Origin of the sequence: Xenorhabdus hominickii, from assembly GCF_002632725.1 — a bacterium.
GTDB lineage: Bacteria > Pseudomonadota > Gammaproteobacteria > Enterobacterales > Enterobacteriaceae > Xenorhabdus > Xenorhabdus hominickii.
The window spans coordinates 732,334-750,893 of sequence record NZ_NJAI01000001.1 but is presented as its reverse complement, the minus strand read 5'-3'; the positions used below and the strand labels follow the sequence as shown (position 1 = coordinate 750,893).

Annotated in this window: 18 protein-coding genes and 1 pseudogene; 4 read left to right on the top strand and 15 right to left on the bottom strand. The window is 35.3% G+C overall.

The window, feature by feature from the left end:
- Positions 1-1,314 carry a murein hydrolase activator EnvC gene (gene envC, locus Xhom_RS03415; protein ID WP_069317398.1) on the bottom strand — a complete coding sequence of 438 codons (1,314 nt, stop codon included), beginning with the start codon at positions 1,312-1,314 and terminating at the stop codon, positions 1-3.
- A gap of 340 nt (positions 1,315-1,654) precedes the next feature.
- On the opposite strand from envC, the gene Xhom_RS03410 reads away from it, so the two are divergent.
- The 4 genes from Xhom_RS03410 (at position 1,655) to cysE (ending at position 4,494) form a co-directional block, all read left to right on the top strand.
- Entirely contained in the window at positions 1,655-2,092 is a 438-nt protein-coding gene (locus Xhom_RS03410; RefSeq protein ID WP_069317397.1) for a rhodanese-like domain-containing protein, read from the top strand.
- Positions 2,093-2,165: 73 nt separating this feature from the next.
- On the top strand, positions 2,166-2,633 hold the full coding sequence (secB, locus tag Xhom_RS03405) for a protein-export chaperone SecB (RefSeq protein ID WP_069317396.1): 468 nt from the start codon (positions 2,166-2,168) through the stop codon (positions 2,631-2,633).
- The gene (gene gpsA / locus Xhom_RS03400) at positions 2,633-3,652 is read left to right on the top strand and encodes an NAD(P)H-dependent glycerol-3-phosphate dehydrogenase (protein WP_069317395.1); all 1,020 of its coding nucleotides are present in this window, start codon (positions 2,633-2,635) and stop codon (positions 3,650-3,652) included. Before secB ends, gpsA begins: the two co-directional genes overlap by 1 nt.
- 20 nt (positions 3,653-3,672) lie before the next feature.
- Positions 3,673-4,494 carry a serine O-acetyltransferase gene (cysE, locus tag Xhom_RS03395; protein ID WP_069317394.1) on the top strand — a complete coding sequence of 274 codons (822 nt, stop codon included), beginning with the start codon at positions 3,673-3,675 and terminating at the stop codon, positions 4,492-4,494.
- A 74-nt stretch (positions 4,495-4,568) separates the two neighbouring features.
- Here cysE and trmL read toward each other — a convergent pair whose 3' ends face one another.
- From trmL to cpxR, 14 genes and pseudogenes are all read right to left on the bottom strand, one after another.
- Complete coding sequence (gene trmL / locus Xhom_RS03390; protein WP_069317393.1) at positions 4,569-5,072, bottom strand: tRNA (uridine(34)/cytosine(34)/5-carboxymethylaminomethyluridine(34)-2'-O)-methyltransferase TrmL; 504 nt, start codon at positions 5,070-5,072, stop codon at positions 4,569-4,571.
- Positions 5,073-5,144: 72 nt separating this feature from the next.
- Positions 5,145-6,098: an NAD-dependent epimerase/dehydratase family protein gene (locus Xhom_RS03385; protein WP_069317392.1), complete on the bottom strand. Its 954-nt coding sequence runs from the start codon at positions 6,096-6,098 to the stop codon at positions 5,145-5,147.
- A 10-nt stretch (positions 6,099-6,108) separates the two neighbouring features.
- On the bottom strand, positions 6,109-6,945 hold the full coding sequence (locus Xhom_RS03380; RefSeq protein WP_069317391.1) for a glycosyltransferase: 837 nt from the start codon (positions 6,943-6,945) through the stop codon (positions 6,109-6,111).
- A complete protein-coding gene (locus Xhom_RS03375; protein ID WP_069317390.1) occupies positions 6,942-8,018 on the bottom strand; it encodes a glycosyltransferase in 1,077 nt (358 codons plus the stop codon). Before Xhom_RS03375 ends, Xhom_RS03380 begins: the two co-directional genes overlap by 4 nt.
- A gap of 2 nt (positions 8,019-8,020) precedes the next feature.
- Positions 8,021-8,959 (bottom strand): EpsG family protein, encoded by a 939-nt coding sequence (locus tag Xhom_RS45655; protein WP_069317389.1) that lies wholly within the window; start codon positions 8,957-8,959, stop codon positions 8,021-8,023.
- Between the two features lie 433 nt (positions 8,960-9,392).
- Positions 9,393-10,085: pseudogene (locus tag Xhom_RS48810) on the bottom strand (IS1 family transposase).
- Between the two features lie 188 nt (positions 10,086-10,273).
- A complete protein-coding gene (locus Xhom_RS03360) occupies positions 10,274-11,263 on the bottom strand; it encodes a glycosyltransferase family 2 protein (RefSeq protein WP_069317388.1) in 990 nt (329 codons plus the stop codon).
- Positions 11,264-11,274: 11 nt separating this feature from the next.
- On the bottom strand, positions 11,275-12,540 hold the full coding sequence (locus Xhom_RS03355) for an oligosaccharide flippase family protein (protein WP_069317387.1): 1,266 nt from the start codon (positions 12,538-12,540) through the stop codon (positions 11,275-11,277).
- On the bottom strand, positions 12,527-13,405 hold the full coding sequence (locus Xhom_RS03350) for a hypothetical protein (RefSeq protein ID WP_069317386.1): 879 nt from the start codon (positions 13,403-13,405) through the stop codon (positions 12,527-12,529). The genes Xhom_RS03355 and Xhom_RS03350 overlap by 14 nt, the downstream gene beginning before the upstream one ends.
- Positions 13,406-13,420: 15 nt before the next feature.
- Positions 13,421-14,137, bottom strand: coding sequence for a glycosyltransferase family 2 protein (locus Xhom_RS03345; RefSeq protein ID WP_069317385.1), 717 nt, complete (start codon positions 14,135-14,137; stop codon positions 13,421-13,423).
- On the bottom strand, positions 14,134-15,705 hold the full coding sequence (locus Xhom_RS03340; RefSeq protein ID WP_069317384.1) for an aminoglycoside phosphotransferase family protein: 1,572 nt from the start codon (positions 15,703-15,705) through the stop codon (positions 14,134-14,136). The genes Xhom_RS03345 and Xhom_RS03340 overlap by 4 nt, the downstream gene beginning before the upstream one ends.
- Positions 15,696-16,076 (bottom strand): HAD-IIIC family phosphatase, encoded by a 381-nt coding sequence (locus Xhom_RS03335; protein ID WP_069317383.1) that lies wholly within the window; start codon positions 16,074-16,076, stop codon positions 15,696-15,698. The genes Xhom_RS03340 and Xhom_RS03335 overlap by 10 nt, the downstream gene beginning before the upstream one ends.
- A gap of 340 nt (positions 16,077-16,416) precedes the next feature.
- On the bottom strand, positions 16,417-17,793 hold the full coding sequence (gene cpxA / locus Xhom_RS03330) for an envelope stress sensor histidine kinase CpxA (RefSeq protein WP_069317382.1): 1,377 nt from the start codon (positions 17,791-17,793) through the stop codon (positions 16,417-16,419).
- The gene (cpxR, locus tag Xhom_RS03325; protein ID WP_069317381.1) at positions 17,790-18,482 is read right to left on the bottom strand and encodes an envelope stress response regulator transcription factor CpxR; all 693 of its coding nucleotides are present in this window, start codon (positions 18,480-18,482) and stop codon (positions 17,790-17,792) included. Before cpxR ends, cpxA begins: the two co-directional genes overlap by 4 nt.
- Between the last annotated feature and the right edge of the window lie 78 nt (positions 18,483-18,560).

Genomic DNA, 18,560 nt, shown 5'->3' with positions numbered 1-18,560 from the left:
CTATTTCCCTAACCACGATATTGGGTTAACGGCCCGTCCCTGACGGCGAATTTCAAAATAGAGTGAAGGTTGTTGTTGACCGCCACTGCTGCCGACCAGCGCGATGGGTTGACCAGCTCGGACTTGTTGCCCAACTTTCACCAGTGTGCTTTGGTTGTAACCATAAATACTCATATCCCCTTTACCGTGCTCAACCACGACGACAAGGCCATAGCCTTGCAACCAATCTGCCAACAACACGCGTCCATCTGAAATGGCCCTGACTTCCGTGCCTTCTGCGGCAGCGATAACAATCCCTTTCCAGCGCAGTTCACCTTGTATCGCTTCACCAAAACTGTGGATGACATTACCACGTACCGGCCAGATTGCTTGCCCGGCAGGGCGACCAAGCCCACCTGTTCGTGCCATGAGAGCACGTTCATCTTCTGTTGGTTTATAACTGGAGCCTTTTTGTTGAGCTTGTTTCTGTTTAGCGGCAACTTGTGCGCGAACACGGGCCGCTTCACGAGCTTCTCGTTCAGCACGTGCTTTGGCTTCTCGTTCCGCTTTGGCAATCTTGTTCCTCAAGCGATTTTCATTTTGTCGAAGCTCCGTCAGGTTTTGCTGATCCTTCTTCAATGAGGATTCCAGTATTGTTAACGTTTTTTGCCGAGCGGTACGGGCAACTTCCATTTTTTGTTTTTGCTGTTTTTGGCTGGTTAGTATTGCTTTCTGCTCATTTTGTTTTTCGAGTTGCAGTTTTTTTTGTTGATTAAGTTCTGCTGTCGTTTTTTCCAGTTTGCCGATGGTTTCCTGACGCGTTTGGTTCAAGTAACTGTAATAAGCGAGGATCCTCTCCTTGCGTTGAGATTCCTGACCATTGAGCAATAATTCTAATCCTTGGTGATTCCCCTGCCGAAATGCGGCATCTAATTGGTTGGCAAGTAAGTTGCGTTGTTCCTTTTGTTTCGTTTGCAGGCGTTTTATATTTATATTCAGTGATGAGACCTCGTTTTCCAGTTTATTCAAACTAGATTGCGTACCGTGTAACGATCGTCCTACTTCGGAGATCGTACTTTCTTGTTCCTTCAATTGATTAAGAAGATCAGTGCGTTGTTTTTGTTGCTGTTTTACACTTTCCTCTTTTTCAGCAATATCCTGCTGAATGTCTTTGAGCTGGTTTTTATTCTCTGAAATAGGATTGGCGAAAGTATTCGTACTTAAGCTGAGAGAGGCAAATAACAAGGTACAGAGCAGTAAAGCTCTGCTTGTTTTTTGCCTCTGATCTTGTTTCTGCCGATACTTACAGCTCTTTAGATCCTTATTCTCAGCCATCTTATTGAGTACCTTGCTGCTATATATAGCGTCCGATTATTTCATGAGGAATGATTCCTGACTAGAGAACAGCCTGTTTTTTGTCTTTTTTAACATAAGTTTTAGTTAATTTAGTTCATTTGTGGCTGAAGAGCCTGTCTCTGTTCAGTGTGACATGAAATATTTTAATGATGCATTACAATCAAGTAACTCTCTGTGTATTTTTTAATTTTTCTCGAAACTCTCCGCAAAATCTGCATTGGGTTGACGCTAACTGGCTGTAATTGATGCAGCACACAGGTATACTCTGCTACCTTAGATTTTGATATTTGTTATTAACTAACGGGAGTTGTTGCCCTCCATGCTGCAAGAAATCATGCAATTTATTAGCCGGAACACGATATTGAGTCTTGTCTGGATTGCATTGCTGGTGGCTGTCATTGTCATGACGGCAAAAAGCGTGTTCTCCAAGAGTAAAGATATCACCCGTGCACAAGCCATCAATTTAATCAATAAGGAAGATGCTGTCGTCGTGGATTTACGTTCCCGTGACGATTACCGCAGAGGGCATATCATTGGCTCCGTTAATCTGACACCATCTGAGATTAAAGAGAATAATCTGGGTGAATTGGAAAAACATAAAAAACAGCCCGTCATTGTTGTTTCAGCGAATGGATTGGAATCCAGAACACCAGCGGAGAATCTGGTTCGTTTCGGTTTTGAAACCGTTTATTCCCTGAAAGACGGGATTGCTGGGTGGGCGGGCGAAAATCTGCCATTGGCCCGAGGCAAAAGATAAAGAACTCAGGTGCAGGCGATATGCCTGCACGAACAAGGTTTAATAAGGACGTCTGAAAAAGGTAAACATGATTATGTCAGAACAAAACAACACAGAAATGGCTTTCCAGATCCAGCGTATCTACACGAAAGATGTTTCTTTTGAAGCACCGAAAGCACCTCAGATTTTCCAGCAGGAATGGCAGCCAGAAGTTAAATTAGATTTGGATACGGCTTCCAGCGAACTGGTTCAGGGAGTTTATGAAGTTGTTCTGCGTGTAACCGTTACGGCAGCATTGGGCGAAGAAACCGCGTTTCTGTGTGAAGTTCAGCAAGCAGGTATTTTCTCTATCGATGGTATCGAAGGAACCCAACTGGCGCACTGCTTAGGTGCATATTGCCCGAACATTCTGTTCCCATATGCTCGTGAATGCATCACCAGCTTGGTAGGTCGTGGTACTTTCCCACAACTGAATCTGGCTCCGGTTAACTTTGACGCGCTGTTTATGAACTACCTGCAACAGCAGTCTGAAGAGTCTAACGAGGCTATACAGGAAGCCTGATGAATACTGCTTCTATGACAGTTATCGGTGCCGGTTCATACGGCACCGCTTTAGCCATTACTTTGGCTCGCAATGGGCATGACGTCGTGCTTTGGGGGCATAATCCTGATCACGTCCGCGCTTTACAGCAGGCACGTTGTAATCAGGCGTTTTTGCCGGATGTTTCTTTTCCTGATAATTTACAGCTTGAGGCTGATCTGAAGAAAGCGATTTCAGCCAGCCGCAATATCCTGATAGTGGTTCCTAGCTATGTTTTTGGTGATGTCTTACAGCAGATAAGACCTCACTTACTGCATGATAGTCGTATTGTTTGGGCGACCAAGGGGCTTGAAGCCGAGACTGGACGTTTATTACAAGATGTAGCCCGTGAGATATTAGGTAATGAAATCCCCTTGGCAGTTGTCTCTGGCCCGACATTTGCAAAAGAACTTGCTGCTGGTTTGCCAACAGCGATTGCTGTCTCTGCGACAACATCTGAATTTTGTGAAGAACTCCAGCAATTCTTCCATTGTGGTAAAAGTTTCCGCGTATACAAAAACCCAGATTTCATTGGCGTACAACTCGGCGGAGCAATAAAAAATGTTATTGCAATTGGTGCAGGGATCTCTGATGGTATGGGATTCGGAGCTAATGCCCGCACGGCGTTGATTACCCGCGGGTTGGCGGAGATGAGTCGTCTTGGGGTGGCTCTGGGGGCAGATCCTTCCACATTCATGGGAATGGCAGGATTAGGTGATTTAGTTTTGACCTGTACTGATAACCAATCTCGTAATCGTCGTTTTGGCATGATGCTGGGGCAAGGTGTCAGTGTTGATGATGCTCAGCGTGAAATTGGGCAAGTTGTTGAAGGCTACCGTAATACCAAAGAAGTTCGGGCGCTGGCAGAACGAACGGGTGTTGAGATACCCATCGCAGAGCAGATTTACCAGATACTGTACTGCAATAAAAATGTGATTGAAGCTGCTCAGGCATTATTGGGAAGGGCGACAAGAGATGAGGGAGAAGGCTCTCACTCTTGAGTAAGATAGGAATGACTGCTATGTCGCGAGAAGAACTGAACGAAGTCTGGAAAAATATAAAAAATGAAGCAAGGGCGCTGGCAGACTGTGAACCCATGTTAGCCAGTTTTTTTCACGCGACACTACTCAAGCATGAAAACCTGGGTAGTGCCCTGAGCTATATGTTGGCAAATAAGCTAGCAACACCGATTATGCCTGCGATTGAGGTCAAAGAAGTTGTTGAAGACGCTTACCGTAGTGACCCCAAAATGATCGAATCGGCAGCATATGATATCAAAGCTGTTCGATTACGAGATCCAGCAGTAGACAAATACTCGACACCATTGCTCTACCTCAAGGGCTTCCATGCTTTACAGGCCTATCGCATTGCACATTGGTTGTGGAAACAAGATCGCAAGGCATTGGCGACTTATATGCAAAACCAGATCTCAGTTTCTTTTGCTGTAGATATCCATCCTGCCGCGAAAATTGGCTGCGGTATTATGCTCGACCATGCAACCGGTATTGTGATTGGTGAAACCGCAGTTGTTGAGAATGACGTTTCTATTCTGCAATCTGTAACGCTTGGTGGTACAGGTAAAGCGGAGGGAGATCGCCATCCAAAAGTACGTGAAGGAGTAATGATTGGCGCGGGTTCCAAAATCTTGGGTAATATTGAGATTGGCCGTGGCGCAAAAATTGGAGCGGGGTCGGTTGTATTAAAATCTGTTCCACCTCATACCACTGTGGCGGGCGTACCAGCGAGGATTGTCGGAAAACCGGAAAGTGATAAACCATCGTTGGATATGAACCAGCATTTTAATGGCATAAATAACGGATTTGAGAATGGGGATGGGATTTGAAGTTCTGCTCCTTTCTTATGATTTATAGATAGGACATTCAGCGCGGGTTAGGCGCTGAATGTTACCCATTAATCTTAATCCCGCAATAACGCGCCTGAATAACCTAGTTGCCGCCAAGCTTCAAACACAACTACAGCAACAGAATTGGACAGATTCATGCTACGGCTATCCGGCAGCATAGGAATTCTGATTTTTTGTTCCACAGGCATGTTATCTAATACATAAGACGGTAACCCCCGAGTTTCAGGGCCAAACATCAGATAATCACCATCACGATAACTCACATTACTGTGTGCAGGAGTGCCTTTTGTGGTTAAGGCAAACAGACGGACCCCAGTAGGGGATTGTGAATTGACTGAACTGAGTCCTTCACTGTCCAAAAATGCATTGTAGTCGTGGTGTTGCTTGATGTTGGCAAACTCGTGGTAATCCAACCCTGCGCGACGCAAGCGTTTATCATCCCATGTGAACCCCAAAGGTTGGATGAGATGAAGTTGACAGCCTGTGTTGGCACACAGACGGATGATGTTGCCAGTGTTAGGCGGGATTTCTGGTTCGAATAGGACGATGTTTAGCATGGTCTTTTCCCTGTGAAGGGAGTTATGATCGTTGACTTGGGTTGCAAAATAAAAAAATAGAAGTCAAATAAATTACAGATGCTTAAACTCGGATTGTACTGTATTAGCAATACCCTGCTCGAGTGTGACTGGAGGGATAAATCCCGTTTGAATCATGTTATCAGATTTGAATTGTGTGCGGGCACAGAATTTTTTCACTCTAATACTACTAATAGGAAATTCTTTTTTTGTTATTTTAGATAAAATATCAAAGCAATAACCACCTAAAATTCCAATTGGATATGGAATTCGGATATTAGATTTTGTTTTTCCTAATGAATTGCAGATAACGTTCGTTAATTCATTCATAGTAAAGTCTGGTTTATCTACGTAATTGAAAATATGTCTACCTGGATTGAAGGTTGTTGCAAATTTTAGAAAGGCAGCGACATTTTCAACATATGCCATTGATTTTTTATTATTTCCTGAACCAATCATCAAGAAACGTCCAGAGGCTATTTGCTTGAATAGATTATAAACATTACCCCTATTATTTTCTCCAAAAACAACAGTAGGTCGAATAGTTACTAATGCCCTATCTGATTCTTTTGTTTGCCAAGCATCGTATACATGCTCAGCTTCTAATTTTGATTTCCCATAGTCGTTAAAAGCGTTGAAAAGACCGTCTTCACCAGTTTCCTTTTCCACGAAGCCATAGACTGCGACAGATGAAGTGAAAATAATATGTTTTATATTTAACTTCTCGGCTGCTATACAAACGTTTCTGGCACCATCAACATTTACATCATAATATAAACTGATTGGAGAAACATTATCCTTATGTTCGGCCGCTAAATTGATAATTATTTTTGTTTCTTTTAAGGATTTAATTAATGTTTCTAATTTAGTAACGTCTCCATACTTCCAGTTATCTGGAAAAGACTCACTTTTTGTTTTGTCAATTATTGTAAATGGGATGTTTTTTCTTCTTAACTGATTAGAAAGGCGAGTGCCGATGAAACCAGATCCTCCGATTATTGCTAGCATAACCATTTCCTTATTTTCGCATTGTTTTATATAGAGTGGATAGTAATGAAATTGGAAGTATTCTAATTAAACTTCGTTGTAAAAATATCATATAGATTGATGTTAAGTTATCTATATTATTTTCAATTTTTAATTTGGCTAATTTGTATTCACTTCCAATATAGTCTAGACCTCGTCTTCTCTTTATCATTGAGTTACCTGCTCTTACTTTCAATAATCGATCTGGCAGATTTTCGACTTTATATCCATTAGATACGACACGGATCCATAGGTTATAGTCTTCCATTAAGTTATGATGCTGATAACTTCCTGAATTAATTATCATATTCTTTCTGAAAACAACACTCATATGATTAAAAGGGTTTCTTTTTTTTATGAATTTTAATATATCTTCATGTGATATAGGAATTGATTTTTGACTAATTAAACTGGATATTTCTTCATCATATTCAAAAATATTAGAGCCAAGCACTGCTATGTCTTGATGTTGATATATATATGGTATCTGTTTTATAAATCTATCAGGAAGGCAGATATCATCCGTATCCATTCGAGCAATTATATTATTGTTACATTGTAATAATCCTAAATTTAGAGCTTGTCCTAAACCCACATTTTTTTCTATTCTGACAATTTTTATTGGGAGCTTAGATTTCCATTCGAAAACTATAGTTTCAAGTTCAATTCCTATATCACCATCAAAGACAATGATTATCTCTTCAGCTTGTAGTTTTTGTTCGTATAGGCTTTCTAGACATTTATATAAGTATTTTGTATTTTCATTTTTATACAAAGACATAAGAATAGAGAATGGTATTTTATTATTGTCATTAGTTATAATGTTCATATTATATTTTTTATCTCACTAATAGATTGAATTGCTATATTCTCCCATAGAAAATTATTTTTTATTAATTCTTTGGCATTTATAGACATTTTTTCTAATTCACTAGTTGTCAATGACTCAAGTTTACTTAATATTAGGCTTAACTCAAGGTCATTGCTTGCTTTAAAACCACACTCATGTTTTTCAATTATATTTGCCATATTTGTGCCTTCAGAGAGTATACATATACATCCGAAAGATAGTGCTTCCAAGACGGACATTGGCATGCCTTCATATCTTGACATCATTATATAAATATTATTTTCTATGAAGGATTTTTCCTTTTTTTCTGAAAAAACTGGTGGGTGAATTATTATGTTTTTAAGGATGTTATAATCTTCAATTATAGGATTTATTTTTTTTACTTCCTCAGGCAACGCGCCATATAAATTAAAAACAAAATTATTTCCTTTATCACTATTGATGTGAATATAATTGGATAATCCCTTTATTAATATATCAATACCTTTATGATTAATATCGCACCTGCCTAAATAAAAAGGTTTTATATGCGAAAAATCTTTACTTTTGTCAATTGCTTTACTAATGCCATTAGGTAAAATATAAGTTTTCATTTTTTTACGTAGTGAAATTGAATTTTTTTCTTCGTACTCATTAAGGAATTGTATGGCATCAACTTTAGATAATGAAATTAAATTAAATAATTTCAAATATATTATTTTTTTTATTTTTTTATGTTCTAATGAATTATAAAGTAGCGAGCAGTGAGGAACTAATATTAGTTTTTTTCTCAAGATTGTTTTTAATATAAATATTAATGGAATTATTTTTATAATAAAAACCCCATGAATGAAAATCACATCAGGATTTATTTTCAGTATTCTCCTTATTAACCCGTAGAAATTCCTAATCCTGTATGTTGAAAATAGATCTGACTTATCATCAGATGAAAAGGGTAGCTCATAGCTATCAACATCTATGAGCTTATTCTGATAATAACTAATGTTATTAACTACGGTTGTTATACCGTCTCCACTTTTAAAGTGTTTTTTGTATAGATGTAATACTTTCATAGTCATATGATGGAATAGAAATGATATTGATTATTAATAAGATAGAAAAATACTTTAGTGGTATATATAAAAAAAAGTAATATTGAAAGTATTCTAAATTTAGAAAATTTCAAGCATTGGTATATTATTATTGGTTCAAACAAGAAGTATACTAAAAAAACTCTACCAGATAGTACTGCAATTGAATTCATTAATATACAGAATAATAACAAAAATATACCTGACTTTATTTCTATTGTTCTACACTTTGTATCATGAGAATATAAATACATAATCAGTATTAATGATATTGTTATGTAAATTATTGATGATAAAGACTTTGAAGAAAAATAATTAGAACTCCCTATATAGTAATAAAATCTAGTATAAGATGCAATTGTTTCTAAATTGTATAGTAATACTTGAGATATAATTAATGATAAAAATAAAAAGGCCATGGATTTGGGTGTTTTTATAATAATCCATTGGTTTTTTATCTTCTTGGCTATTAATAATATTAAGATTGAAATTAGACTTCCGTAATGGAATAGTGATGGTAGAGTAAATAAGATGATTTTTTTTTTGGATTCTTTTAATCTTAAAAAAATAATGATACTTATTAATATTGCTATAGAGTATCTTACTTGTGTCCCGTAGAAAAATTGGCTCATTGTTATAATGCCAGGATAAGCTAACAGAATTAGCTTTATCTTATTATAAAGAATGGATAAAAGAATAATTTGAAATATCATTAAGCAGAGCCAGAATGTTTCAAAACTAGCATTTAGATATTGTTTGAAAAAATATGATGTCCATTCATATAGGAAATCATAAGTGAATAAGCTGTTAGTGTAGTTAGGATAGTAGTTTATATAGTCAAAATTGTATTCGAAAGGAAAGTAGAAAAAGTAGATCAGGGGGGATAGTAAAACTATTCTGATTATTAGAGGAAAAAATTTCATCTAAAATCCTTTTGCAGTATAGTGAATAAAACGAATAAGGTTTTATATAAATATTTATTCGTGATAGTGTAAATTTTGCGATTTTTTGAGGTGAGGTTTTTTCTTTTTTCAATTTTTTATTGGATAATACTTTTATATAAATAAGAAAAAATTTTGATTCCTCTATTTTTTAGTAAAAATAATCTTATTAAGATTATAAATCTCTTTAAAGAATATCGGCCTAATTTTTGCGATTTTGATCCATTGTGAAAAATCACCAAATTGACTTAGTTATGCTTATCATTGCATCATTGCTCTGAAATGAACGACAGCAAATAAAAAAGGTTAGCCATTAAATCCGTGATAAAATCTATGGATCATGACACCAATTTATTGATAATGCTGAATGTTCAGATAATACCCAGTAATTTTAATCAGGTTGTGTATTAAATAGTTAGATCGCGTATCTAAAAGAGTTCTCACGCTCAATGAAAGTGCCAATCACTCTATCGTGCATTTCCTCCGATTTAGAATACCCTACCGTTTTTCGATTCAGTCTTTTTATCCGGGTTCGATGCGTTAAGTTGTTGCTTTCTAAACGTTGGGTGAATATCTTCCCAGTCAGGTGTTCTTCCCCTGAGAGCCTGTCATACACAGTATAGTCATCCATACAATAAAACCGAATAGTCAAGGGCGATAAAAGGGCAAGCAGTTTGTCTGATGTTTTCCGGCTTCGATCCCCCAAAACAGGCGCCACTATCGTTTCAGACGGGGTTCTCAGGCATACCAGAGCCAGCGTTGATTTTTCTTGTTTCCCACAAATGACCCTTGCTCATCCATTTCACAGATAAGCTGAATGTTATCCCCGTCAAGAGGAAGCGTCGTCACGTTTCGGGGTGTAAGTTTTTAGCGTTGTCATGACGGGTGCTTGTGACCACTTTCAAGACACGGACGGTGTATTCATTGCTATATTGATAATCTGCTCTTTAACATCGGGTTTGCAAGCTTGATAGGTGTATTCCCACTGAGAGACCTTACAGCAGGTGCAACAGCGATAGCGGGGATGGCCATCATTTCCTTTTCCATGTCCTTTGACATGTTCTGATGTGTAACAATAACGACAATAAGTGGCAACTTTAGCCGTGATCTACCACTAAAAAGTTAGAGCATATCACAATAACTAACTATTCAATACATGATCCCCATTACGGTGGATCCCTTTTACCGCACAACGAGATGGGCAGACAACACCAATCTTTGCCATCTGAATGTTCTCCAAATAGGCACACTATACATGATTCAATAAACTGATGTTACGAGCTAATACTTATTAATTTATCTTATTAATTTCAAAATAATTGATTTAATAATTGTTTTTAATAATAAAATATAGGCCGATAATTTTCTTTTGTGGTTCCATATGAAGTGAATGTTTTTCTTAATTGCTTCATAATAAAATTTATTAAATATCATAGAATCAGTTTCACGCTTAAGGACATTAATGGGATATTTTTTTTCTTTTTCTATTAACTCAGTTTTTATTATTTCAAATTTTTCCTGAACTTCATTTTTTTTCCAGTAGTTATTAGATAAATTTTTATGAAAGTAGGCTACCAATTTCTCTGCTAGAATATGAGAGATGGATCTATATAAGGAGTGCTCGCTTTTTAAATCCGTAGTAATGGAATTTTCATGTTTGCGATAATTGTATAGGGCGTATTTCATATTTTCAAATTTGTATTTTTTTGTGCATCTTAATAACCACTCAAAATCTTCAGAACCGATTCTTGAAAATAGAGGGTTAAATAAACCTACACAGTGTAGAATATTTCTCTTAAATAATACTGAAGATCCACAGGCCCTTATTGAATTTATACCTTTCACGCCATTATATCTAGGGTATTCAATCGTGGATATTTTATTACCATGTTTATCTATAATATTACAATTTGTTCCGACTAAGTCTAAACAGTTATCATTTAAATATGATAACTGTAGCTCAATACGGTTTAATGGGCAAGTATCATCTGAATCTAAAAAGGTAATAAACTCACCTGTTGCTAGTTTTAATCCTATGTTGGTTGCTTCTAAATAGCCACGGTTTTCATCTAGAGCAATGAATTTTATTCTGCTATCTTTTTTGACATATTCGTTTATAATCTCGGGAGAGTTATCTGATGAGAAATCATCAATTATTATTATCTCTAAATTTTTATGTGTTTGTTGAATAATGCTGTCTAAGCAATATCTAAGATGGTTGAAACTATTAAAAACAGTAATGATTACGCTAACTAATTTACTATTAATATTTGATGATTTTTGCATTTACTATGACTCTATTTACTATAATTTTGATAAATGGAAAATATAGTATTTCTTGTTTTTTTGTTAAATAAATAATAGGCAAAATAGCTTATAGATTGGCATGCAATTGTACTATATGCTGCGCCTTTTATTCCATATATAGGGATGAATACCATATTCATTATTATATTTAATATTAATCCTAGGAAAACAGCTATTAATATAACTTTGCTGCCGTGCTTTAATAATATTATTTTTTCTATAAGAAAACCCTGAAATGTAATAATGACAACAAGACTATAAATTTTTAATATATCGCTAGCTTCTCGAAAATTAATTCCAAAAAGAGTGTCAATAATATCATCTCCAACGACTTGATAAAAAATAATAAATACCATAGAAGATAGAAGTAAAATCTTAGATATGTTTGCGCAAGCTATAAAGTTTTTATTTTTTAAATTTTCTATTATATTAGGAAATGATCCCAAAACGTACATGGATGGAATAAAATAAATGGCTTCTATTAGTCTTACTGCGGTAGAATAAATCCCTACAGAACTAAGATTTGAGTAGTGTTCAATCATGAAGATGTCTATTCTCATATAAGCACTAATCATAAAGCCAGAGATCATCAAATTAATACTGCTAGAAAATATTTCAGAATAAAATTTAGGAATTGCTTTAAATAGTCTTTTTATTTTAATGTTTGTTTTTTTATTTTTAAATAAAAAAATTGCTGAGGCTGTACATATAAAATAGTAAATTAAATTTTCTATTAAATATATCATGCAAAGATGAACTATATTCCCTTTATAATAGACTAATAGAACCTTTAGTGTAATGGAAATTATTGTTTGTAACAATCCGGCTAATAGTATGAATTTTGATTTTTCATGTGAAATAAGTAATGATAAACTAGGTTCAAAAGATAAAAGAATTAATATAAAACCAAGAATTTTTAATGGTGAGATTTCAAGTATTGAAATGCCATGACTATTTTTTTCATACATAATTATTATTATGTAAATTAAAGTAGAAACGATAAAGGATGATAGAGTTGATAATACAATGTAATAATGGTTAAAATGTTTTTCTTTTATTTTTGTGATTAAAATATCTCTGAATCCTAGCATGACTATAGGAGTGAGCAACATAATTATTGCGATATTATAATTATAATATCCAATGTTTTCTGCTCCTAGATAACGAGCAGTCAGGGCTGTTGCAATTATTCCGTTGAAGAATCTAAGTGATTTTTCTATTACTAGATATATTGAGTTAGAGTTAATTGATTTCATTTTTTATCCAAATTCTTTTTGGATCTAATATATTTCTTTCTATTCGTTTTACTGAATATTTCCCGACGTGTACACCATTATTCACATTCACTATATCATCTATGTCGATATTAAGATTATCATGCCATTTAATATAACAATATGAATTGTCTCTAATAGATGTAGGCGATTGCATTATTGTTGGGAAAAATATTTCTTCACTTGCATATGAAAATCTTATTATGTTAGAAGGTATAGTTATTTTCAATTTAGGTGTAATATGTAGTATTAGTCTTGCTATTTTATTACTTATTTTTCTAAATGTGATTTTATTTTTAGATGTAAAATAACAAGTTAATTCGTTGAGATATTCCTCTATATATGGATTTCTTAATTTTTCTTTAAGTATGGCAAATTTATAGAATGTACCTTCCGGAGGAGACTTTATAATTTTTCCATCTATTTTTGTTAAAAGAGTGTTTAAGTGCTTATCCTTTTTCGCTACTTGTATATGGTAGTCTTTTTCATCAGTTTGATAAGCAATAAAATATTTATCTTTTATGTATTCATAAAGGCCTTTTCTCACGAATAGTTCATTACTTCCTAAAATAGCAAAATAATCAGCATCAATGTTTTTTTCTATAAGGTAATAAATATTGCTAGAATGAGCAATAGTAAGGCTTTGGTCTAAATAGCCAGTATCATAAGTGTTGGGATTAAAATATACATTTTTATATGTTTCCTTAATTTTTCTTATTTTAAATCCTTTTTTTAAATGAATCACAATAAGAGAGTTTGGTACAAATTTTCTCACATTTTCAATTAGATCTATTAAAGACTCTTCGGATTCATGAGCTGCAACAGAGAATATTATATCATATTTCATTTCGTAGCCTAATCACTATAATATAAGATTATTATATTCTTCTGGGGTCCCACAAAAGATAACATCTCTATTGTTTATTTTATAATAATTTATTCTTTTGTTTTTTTTAATTAAAAGGTTATATAAAGGAGCTATATATATTTCATTGTTTGTCCAATTATCTTTGGGTAATGATTCATATTCTAAGTACGCACTACAGAAATCCGAAATTGTTTTAAATTGATATAGTCCTGTACAACAAAGATTAGATATTGGATTCTTTTCGCTTGTTTCGGCTACTATAAAGTTATTTTTATTTATTGGTTTTACAAATGACCAGTTATTTCCTTCACCTTCAAAAACCTCTAAATATCCATCAGATTCTATATTTAAATCTGGCTTGGAAAAGTGAGGGCGAAAAGTATCTATATTAAATATAATAAGTTCATCACTTTTATTTTCATCTTTTACTCCTAAATAGACTGTTTCGGCCTGACCTCTTGTTTGGAAATTTATTTCTATAATTGAGTAGTGAGTAATTCCTATTCTATCTATAATTTTTTGTATGAAATTTTTGGTGTCAAAAATTTCTCTTACTACGAAAATGAACTTTTCTTCAGAAAAGTATTTTTCAAAGCTATTTATCGAGTGTTCAAATAAGGTTTTTCCGTTAATTTCTAACATATATTTTGGTTTTTCATAACCTGATTTAAAAAATCGTGAACTCATTCCTGCCATTGGTAAAATAATCATTTTTCTAACTCTTCTAATATATTATTTATTCTGAATGCATTGGCAAACAATGCTTGTTGTCTTTTTATATCGTCCTTGTGTAAAGGTAACATGGAAATAAATAATTGTATTTGCATTGCAAATAAGTTACTTATACTTATGTTAAATTCTTTACATATGTTATCAGTGAATACTGTCTGAATTTTTTCAATATTATCTTCAACAAGAATATTGAATTCTATATCATTCTCGTTTATTGATAGGCTATATTTTTCTGCTATTATAAAATCGTAAAGGCCTAATATAGAATGACTTAACTTAGCTATGTCATATGCAATATCACCGTATATAGAAAAATCTTTATTATTTGTTATTCCTCGTGGGTCTATTGTTTTTATTCTTTCGGTCTTAAAATCATATAATATATTACTAAAACAAAAATCTCCATGTAATATAGAAAGAGGAAAAGGTGATGGTAGATTTCTTTCGCTTGTTAATAATATATCGGATATAGATCTTTTTTTATCTTTATTAAAAACCCATTTTTTATCAGTAGATATGCCTATTTCCTTACAATATTGTAATAGTCTTTTTTTGGTCTTTTTTATTAGTAATTCATCTAGGGTATTTTTAGTTTCACCAGTTATAGGTGGGTATTTTTGACATTTCTTTAGAAATTCTATACATTTTTTAATGATTTTTTTCCATGTTGTTATAGGCATATTAGAGAATACCAATAGCTCGTTTAATGCAGAGTAATATAGATATTCTAGCTTATATGTCACTATATTCTCATTTATGGTGGAGCCTAGGTATAGTGGAGTATATTGCCTAATCTCTGATGGAATATTTTCAAACCACTTAGCCTCTGCTAATATTTTATCATTTTTTTGAGAGCTTGTTTTTTCTATCCAATCATTTGTTATTCTGAGTTCATTAAAAGATCGCTGAGTGGTAAATTTGGCCTTAGAACGGTAATAAGTATTGACATGACCAAAGTCAAGCCATGCAGTAATTTTTTTAGCTTCTAAGCCTATTTTTTCGTTATACTCTATAAGACCATTAATAAAATCCCATTTATTCTTTATAATGGATTTTAGTAAATCTTTTGGAGTGCTAAAATTAAAGTAACCATTAATTACTAAATTATCCAAATCATTGGTTAAATTTATGTTATTACTGAAATCAGAAATCTTAGCCCAATTATAACTATCTACTGTTTCAGAAACTCCAAAAATATCTTCTCCTTGAGGGAGGCTTGTAATTAGTGTATCTCCGAAAAGGATATGTATTGGGCTTTCAAAACCATCATCAATCAAATTCATAGCGGAGATTAGAGATGCTCCTAGAGACAGGCCATCTGTTATCCTAACTATTTCTACTTCATTATTTTTTAACCATTTTTCATCGCTTACAGGAAGTACGAAAGACTCAGGAACTGAAATTACTTTTTTTATATTGTGGGGGATGAGTTTAACTTGATATTCATATAGTCTTTTATTGCCTAATGGAAGAAAGCATGGAGGTATTTTTCCAAATTCGGATTCTAACTCCTGTCCAACATAGTCCGCTGACATGATTAAAAACATTGTTTTTCCTTGTTAAGGATCTCTATAATATCAGGATAAGAAAGACTTGAAAACTCAGATGGTCTAATTGCTTTATCATCTATATAAAAACCATCATTACCACACCATGGTTTTCCGACTAATATCTCATCATATGGTACATTGTGTTTATCAAGCCATTTTATTATAATGGGCAATGTATGGATATTTATTTTTCCTATATTACCCTCATAGGTCCTCATATTTCTTGCTGTAAATATAGTAATTTTGAATCCCATTTCTTTATATTGTAGTAATTTATTAATTATATCTTTTCTTGGTGATACAATTTTATAGTCTTTGCTATCTCCCAGCGTTAAAGTACTATCTAAATCAACTATGAGATTCTTCATTTTTATTTCCAATTTGACGATTTGTTATGTTGTTGCCTGAAGTTCTATTTTTTGATTTTTATACTCAGAGAAATGTGATTTTGGATGAATATATTTGCTGATAATTTTATTGATTTTTCTCAAAGCTACCGCACTAGGTTACGGCTCCCAGAGTGCCCATTATACGTAATAATTTCACTTATCCTACTAGGATAAAAGGATTTTTTATCTTAACAACAATTAACATAGCAGTGATTTGTGTTAAGCAGCGACGAGATTAGTCCCTCGATGTCCCAAGGTCAAGTATAATAGCCTTTTTTCTTTAACTGTTACATTATGTAACTAACTACGTTTCAAGGGGCTACCTTCCATGCAATGGCAACCAAATTACCAGCCTTAATCCGCCCAAAGGGCTATCTTCTGCCTTCACCCAGCCACGGTGTTGACTTACTGCCGTTTCAACTATCGCAAGTCCCAATCCTGTTCCGCCTGATGCTCGATCCCTCGCTTCATCTGTCCGATAAAATGGTCGGAAGATGTACTCACGGTCTTCAGGGTTAACTCCTGGGCCGTCATCATCAACGGTAATCGTTACGCCTTGATTATCTGCCTTAAATGCAACTGCGATATGGCTGCTGGAGTAGCGGAGGGCGTTGCGGACGATGTTTTCCAATGCGCTGCCGAGCATTGCCGGGTTACAGTAAATAACCCAAGATCCTGGTGGTGAAACGATATCCAGTGTTTTGTTTATTTGCTCGACTTCAAATTTGGCATTTTCCAGGATGTCATTCCAAAGCTCGCTGGCTTTGATATTTTCACGCAGGAGTTCGTTTTTATGCTGATTGCGGGAAAGTATCAATAAATCGTTAATCATGCCGTCCAAACGCTGGGTTTCTGTTTCGATGCGTTCCAGTTCTTTGTTTTCACCATGACGGCGACGGAGTAAGGCTGTTGCCAACTGTAATCGGGTAAGCGGAGTGCGTAGTTCATGGGAGATATCGGAAATTAGCCGTTGCTGGGCTGTGACCATCCTTTCCAGTGCGCTAATCATTTGGTTGAAGCTACTACCGGTTGCCAAGAATTCTTGGGGGCCGGATTCCAGCTCAGGATGCTGCCGTAAGTTTCCTTTCGCGACGTCATCTGCGGCATTTTTTAATTTACGTGCTGGTTTTGCCAAACTCCACGCCAGCCATAATAGTAAGGGGGCACTGATTAACATGGTTGCTGCAGGTAATAGAAATGGTCGGTCAAACATCAAGTTAATAAAGTCGGATTGTGGGCTGCTCGCTGGCCTAACGAGATAGAGTTGATAGTGATCTTCACCATCTCGGATAGAAAAAGGGCCGAGTATTTCGGATCGGCCATATTTTTTCTTTTTAGGGTGATCCGAATTATCGGATTGTCCGATAAAGTTACGGACAACTTGTATCTGGCGAGCGGGGGTATCAATGTCAATAATGCGCCCCTCACTGGTGACGAGGAGTAAACGTTGACCGGGTGGTGTCAGTTGGACAAGAGCACGATCCAGTCTTAGCCACCAGAATAGGTCATTTGTAGGGTAACGAGTTAACTCTTCTTCTATCTGTCTTGCCAGCTTTTTTCCTTGATGATATTCATTGTCCAAAAGTGGTGTCAATTGCCGTGAATCCAATTTGGGGGCCATTAAGGCCACCATCAGGACAAGAGCGAGTGTTAGCCAGAAAATTGCGAATATGCGGGCTGTCAGGCTATTGATCATTTTTCTGAAACCATTAAGTATCCACGGCCACGTAACGTTTTAAACCAAGGAAGTTCGTCAGTTCGATTGGGTAATTTACGGCGTAGGTTAGAAATATGCATATCAATGGCTCGATCAAAAGGCGTTAAGCGCTTCCCTAATACTTCCTGACTTAAATGTTCACGGGAAACGACTTGGCCCAAATGTTGAGCTAATAAATAAAGCAAAGTGAACTCTGTTCCAGTGAGATCCAAAATCTTACCGTCAAAACTGGCTTCCTGACGACCAGGGTTGAGCTGCAATTTGTCGACCTCAAGTATAGGCGTTCCTGTATCAGCTTGTTGTTCGCTCCAGTTAGAGCGGCGCAAAATCGCACGTATGCGGGCAACCAGCTCTCGATCATTAAAAGGCTTGGGAAGATAGTCATCCGCCCCCAGTTCTAATCCTAAAACACGGTCTAAATCGCTTCCACGAGCCGTTAACATGATAACGGGGGTCTGATAATTTTGCCGTAGCTCTTTGAGCGTCTCAATGCCATTCTTGCGCGGCATCATGATATCCAGCAGTAACAGATCAATTGAAGAATCGATATACTCCAATGCCTCTTCGCCATCGTGGGCGATTACGGTATTGAATCCTTCCATTTCGAGCAACTCTTTTAATAGCGATGTCAGTTCGCGGTCATCATCAACTAATAAGATTTTATGCATTAATTCTTCCTCCGAGAGCAAAATACGATAACAAACTCCGCTATTCCATGACTTTACGTTCTTTTACATGCTCTGACG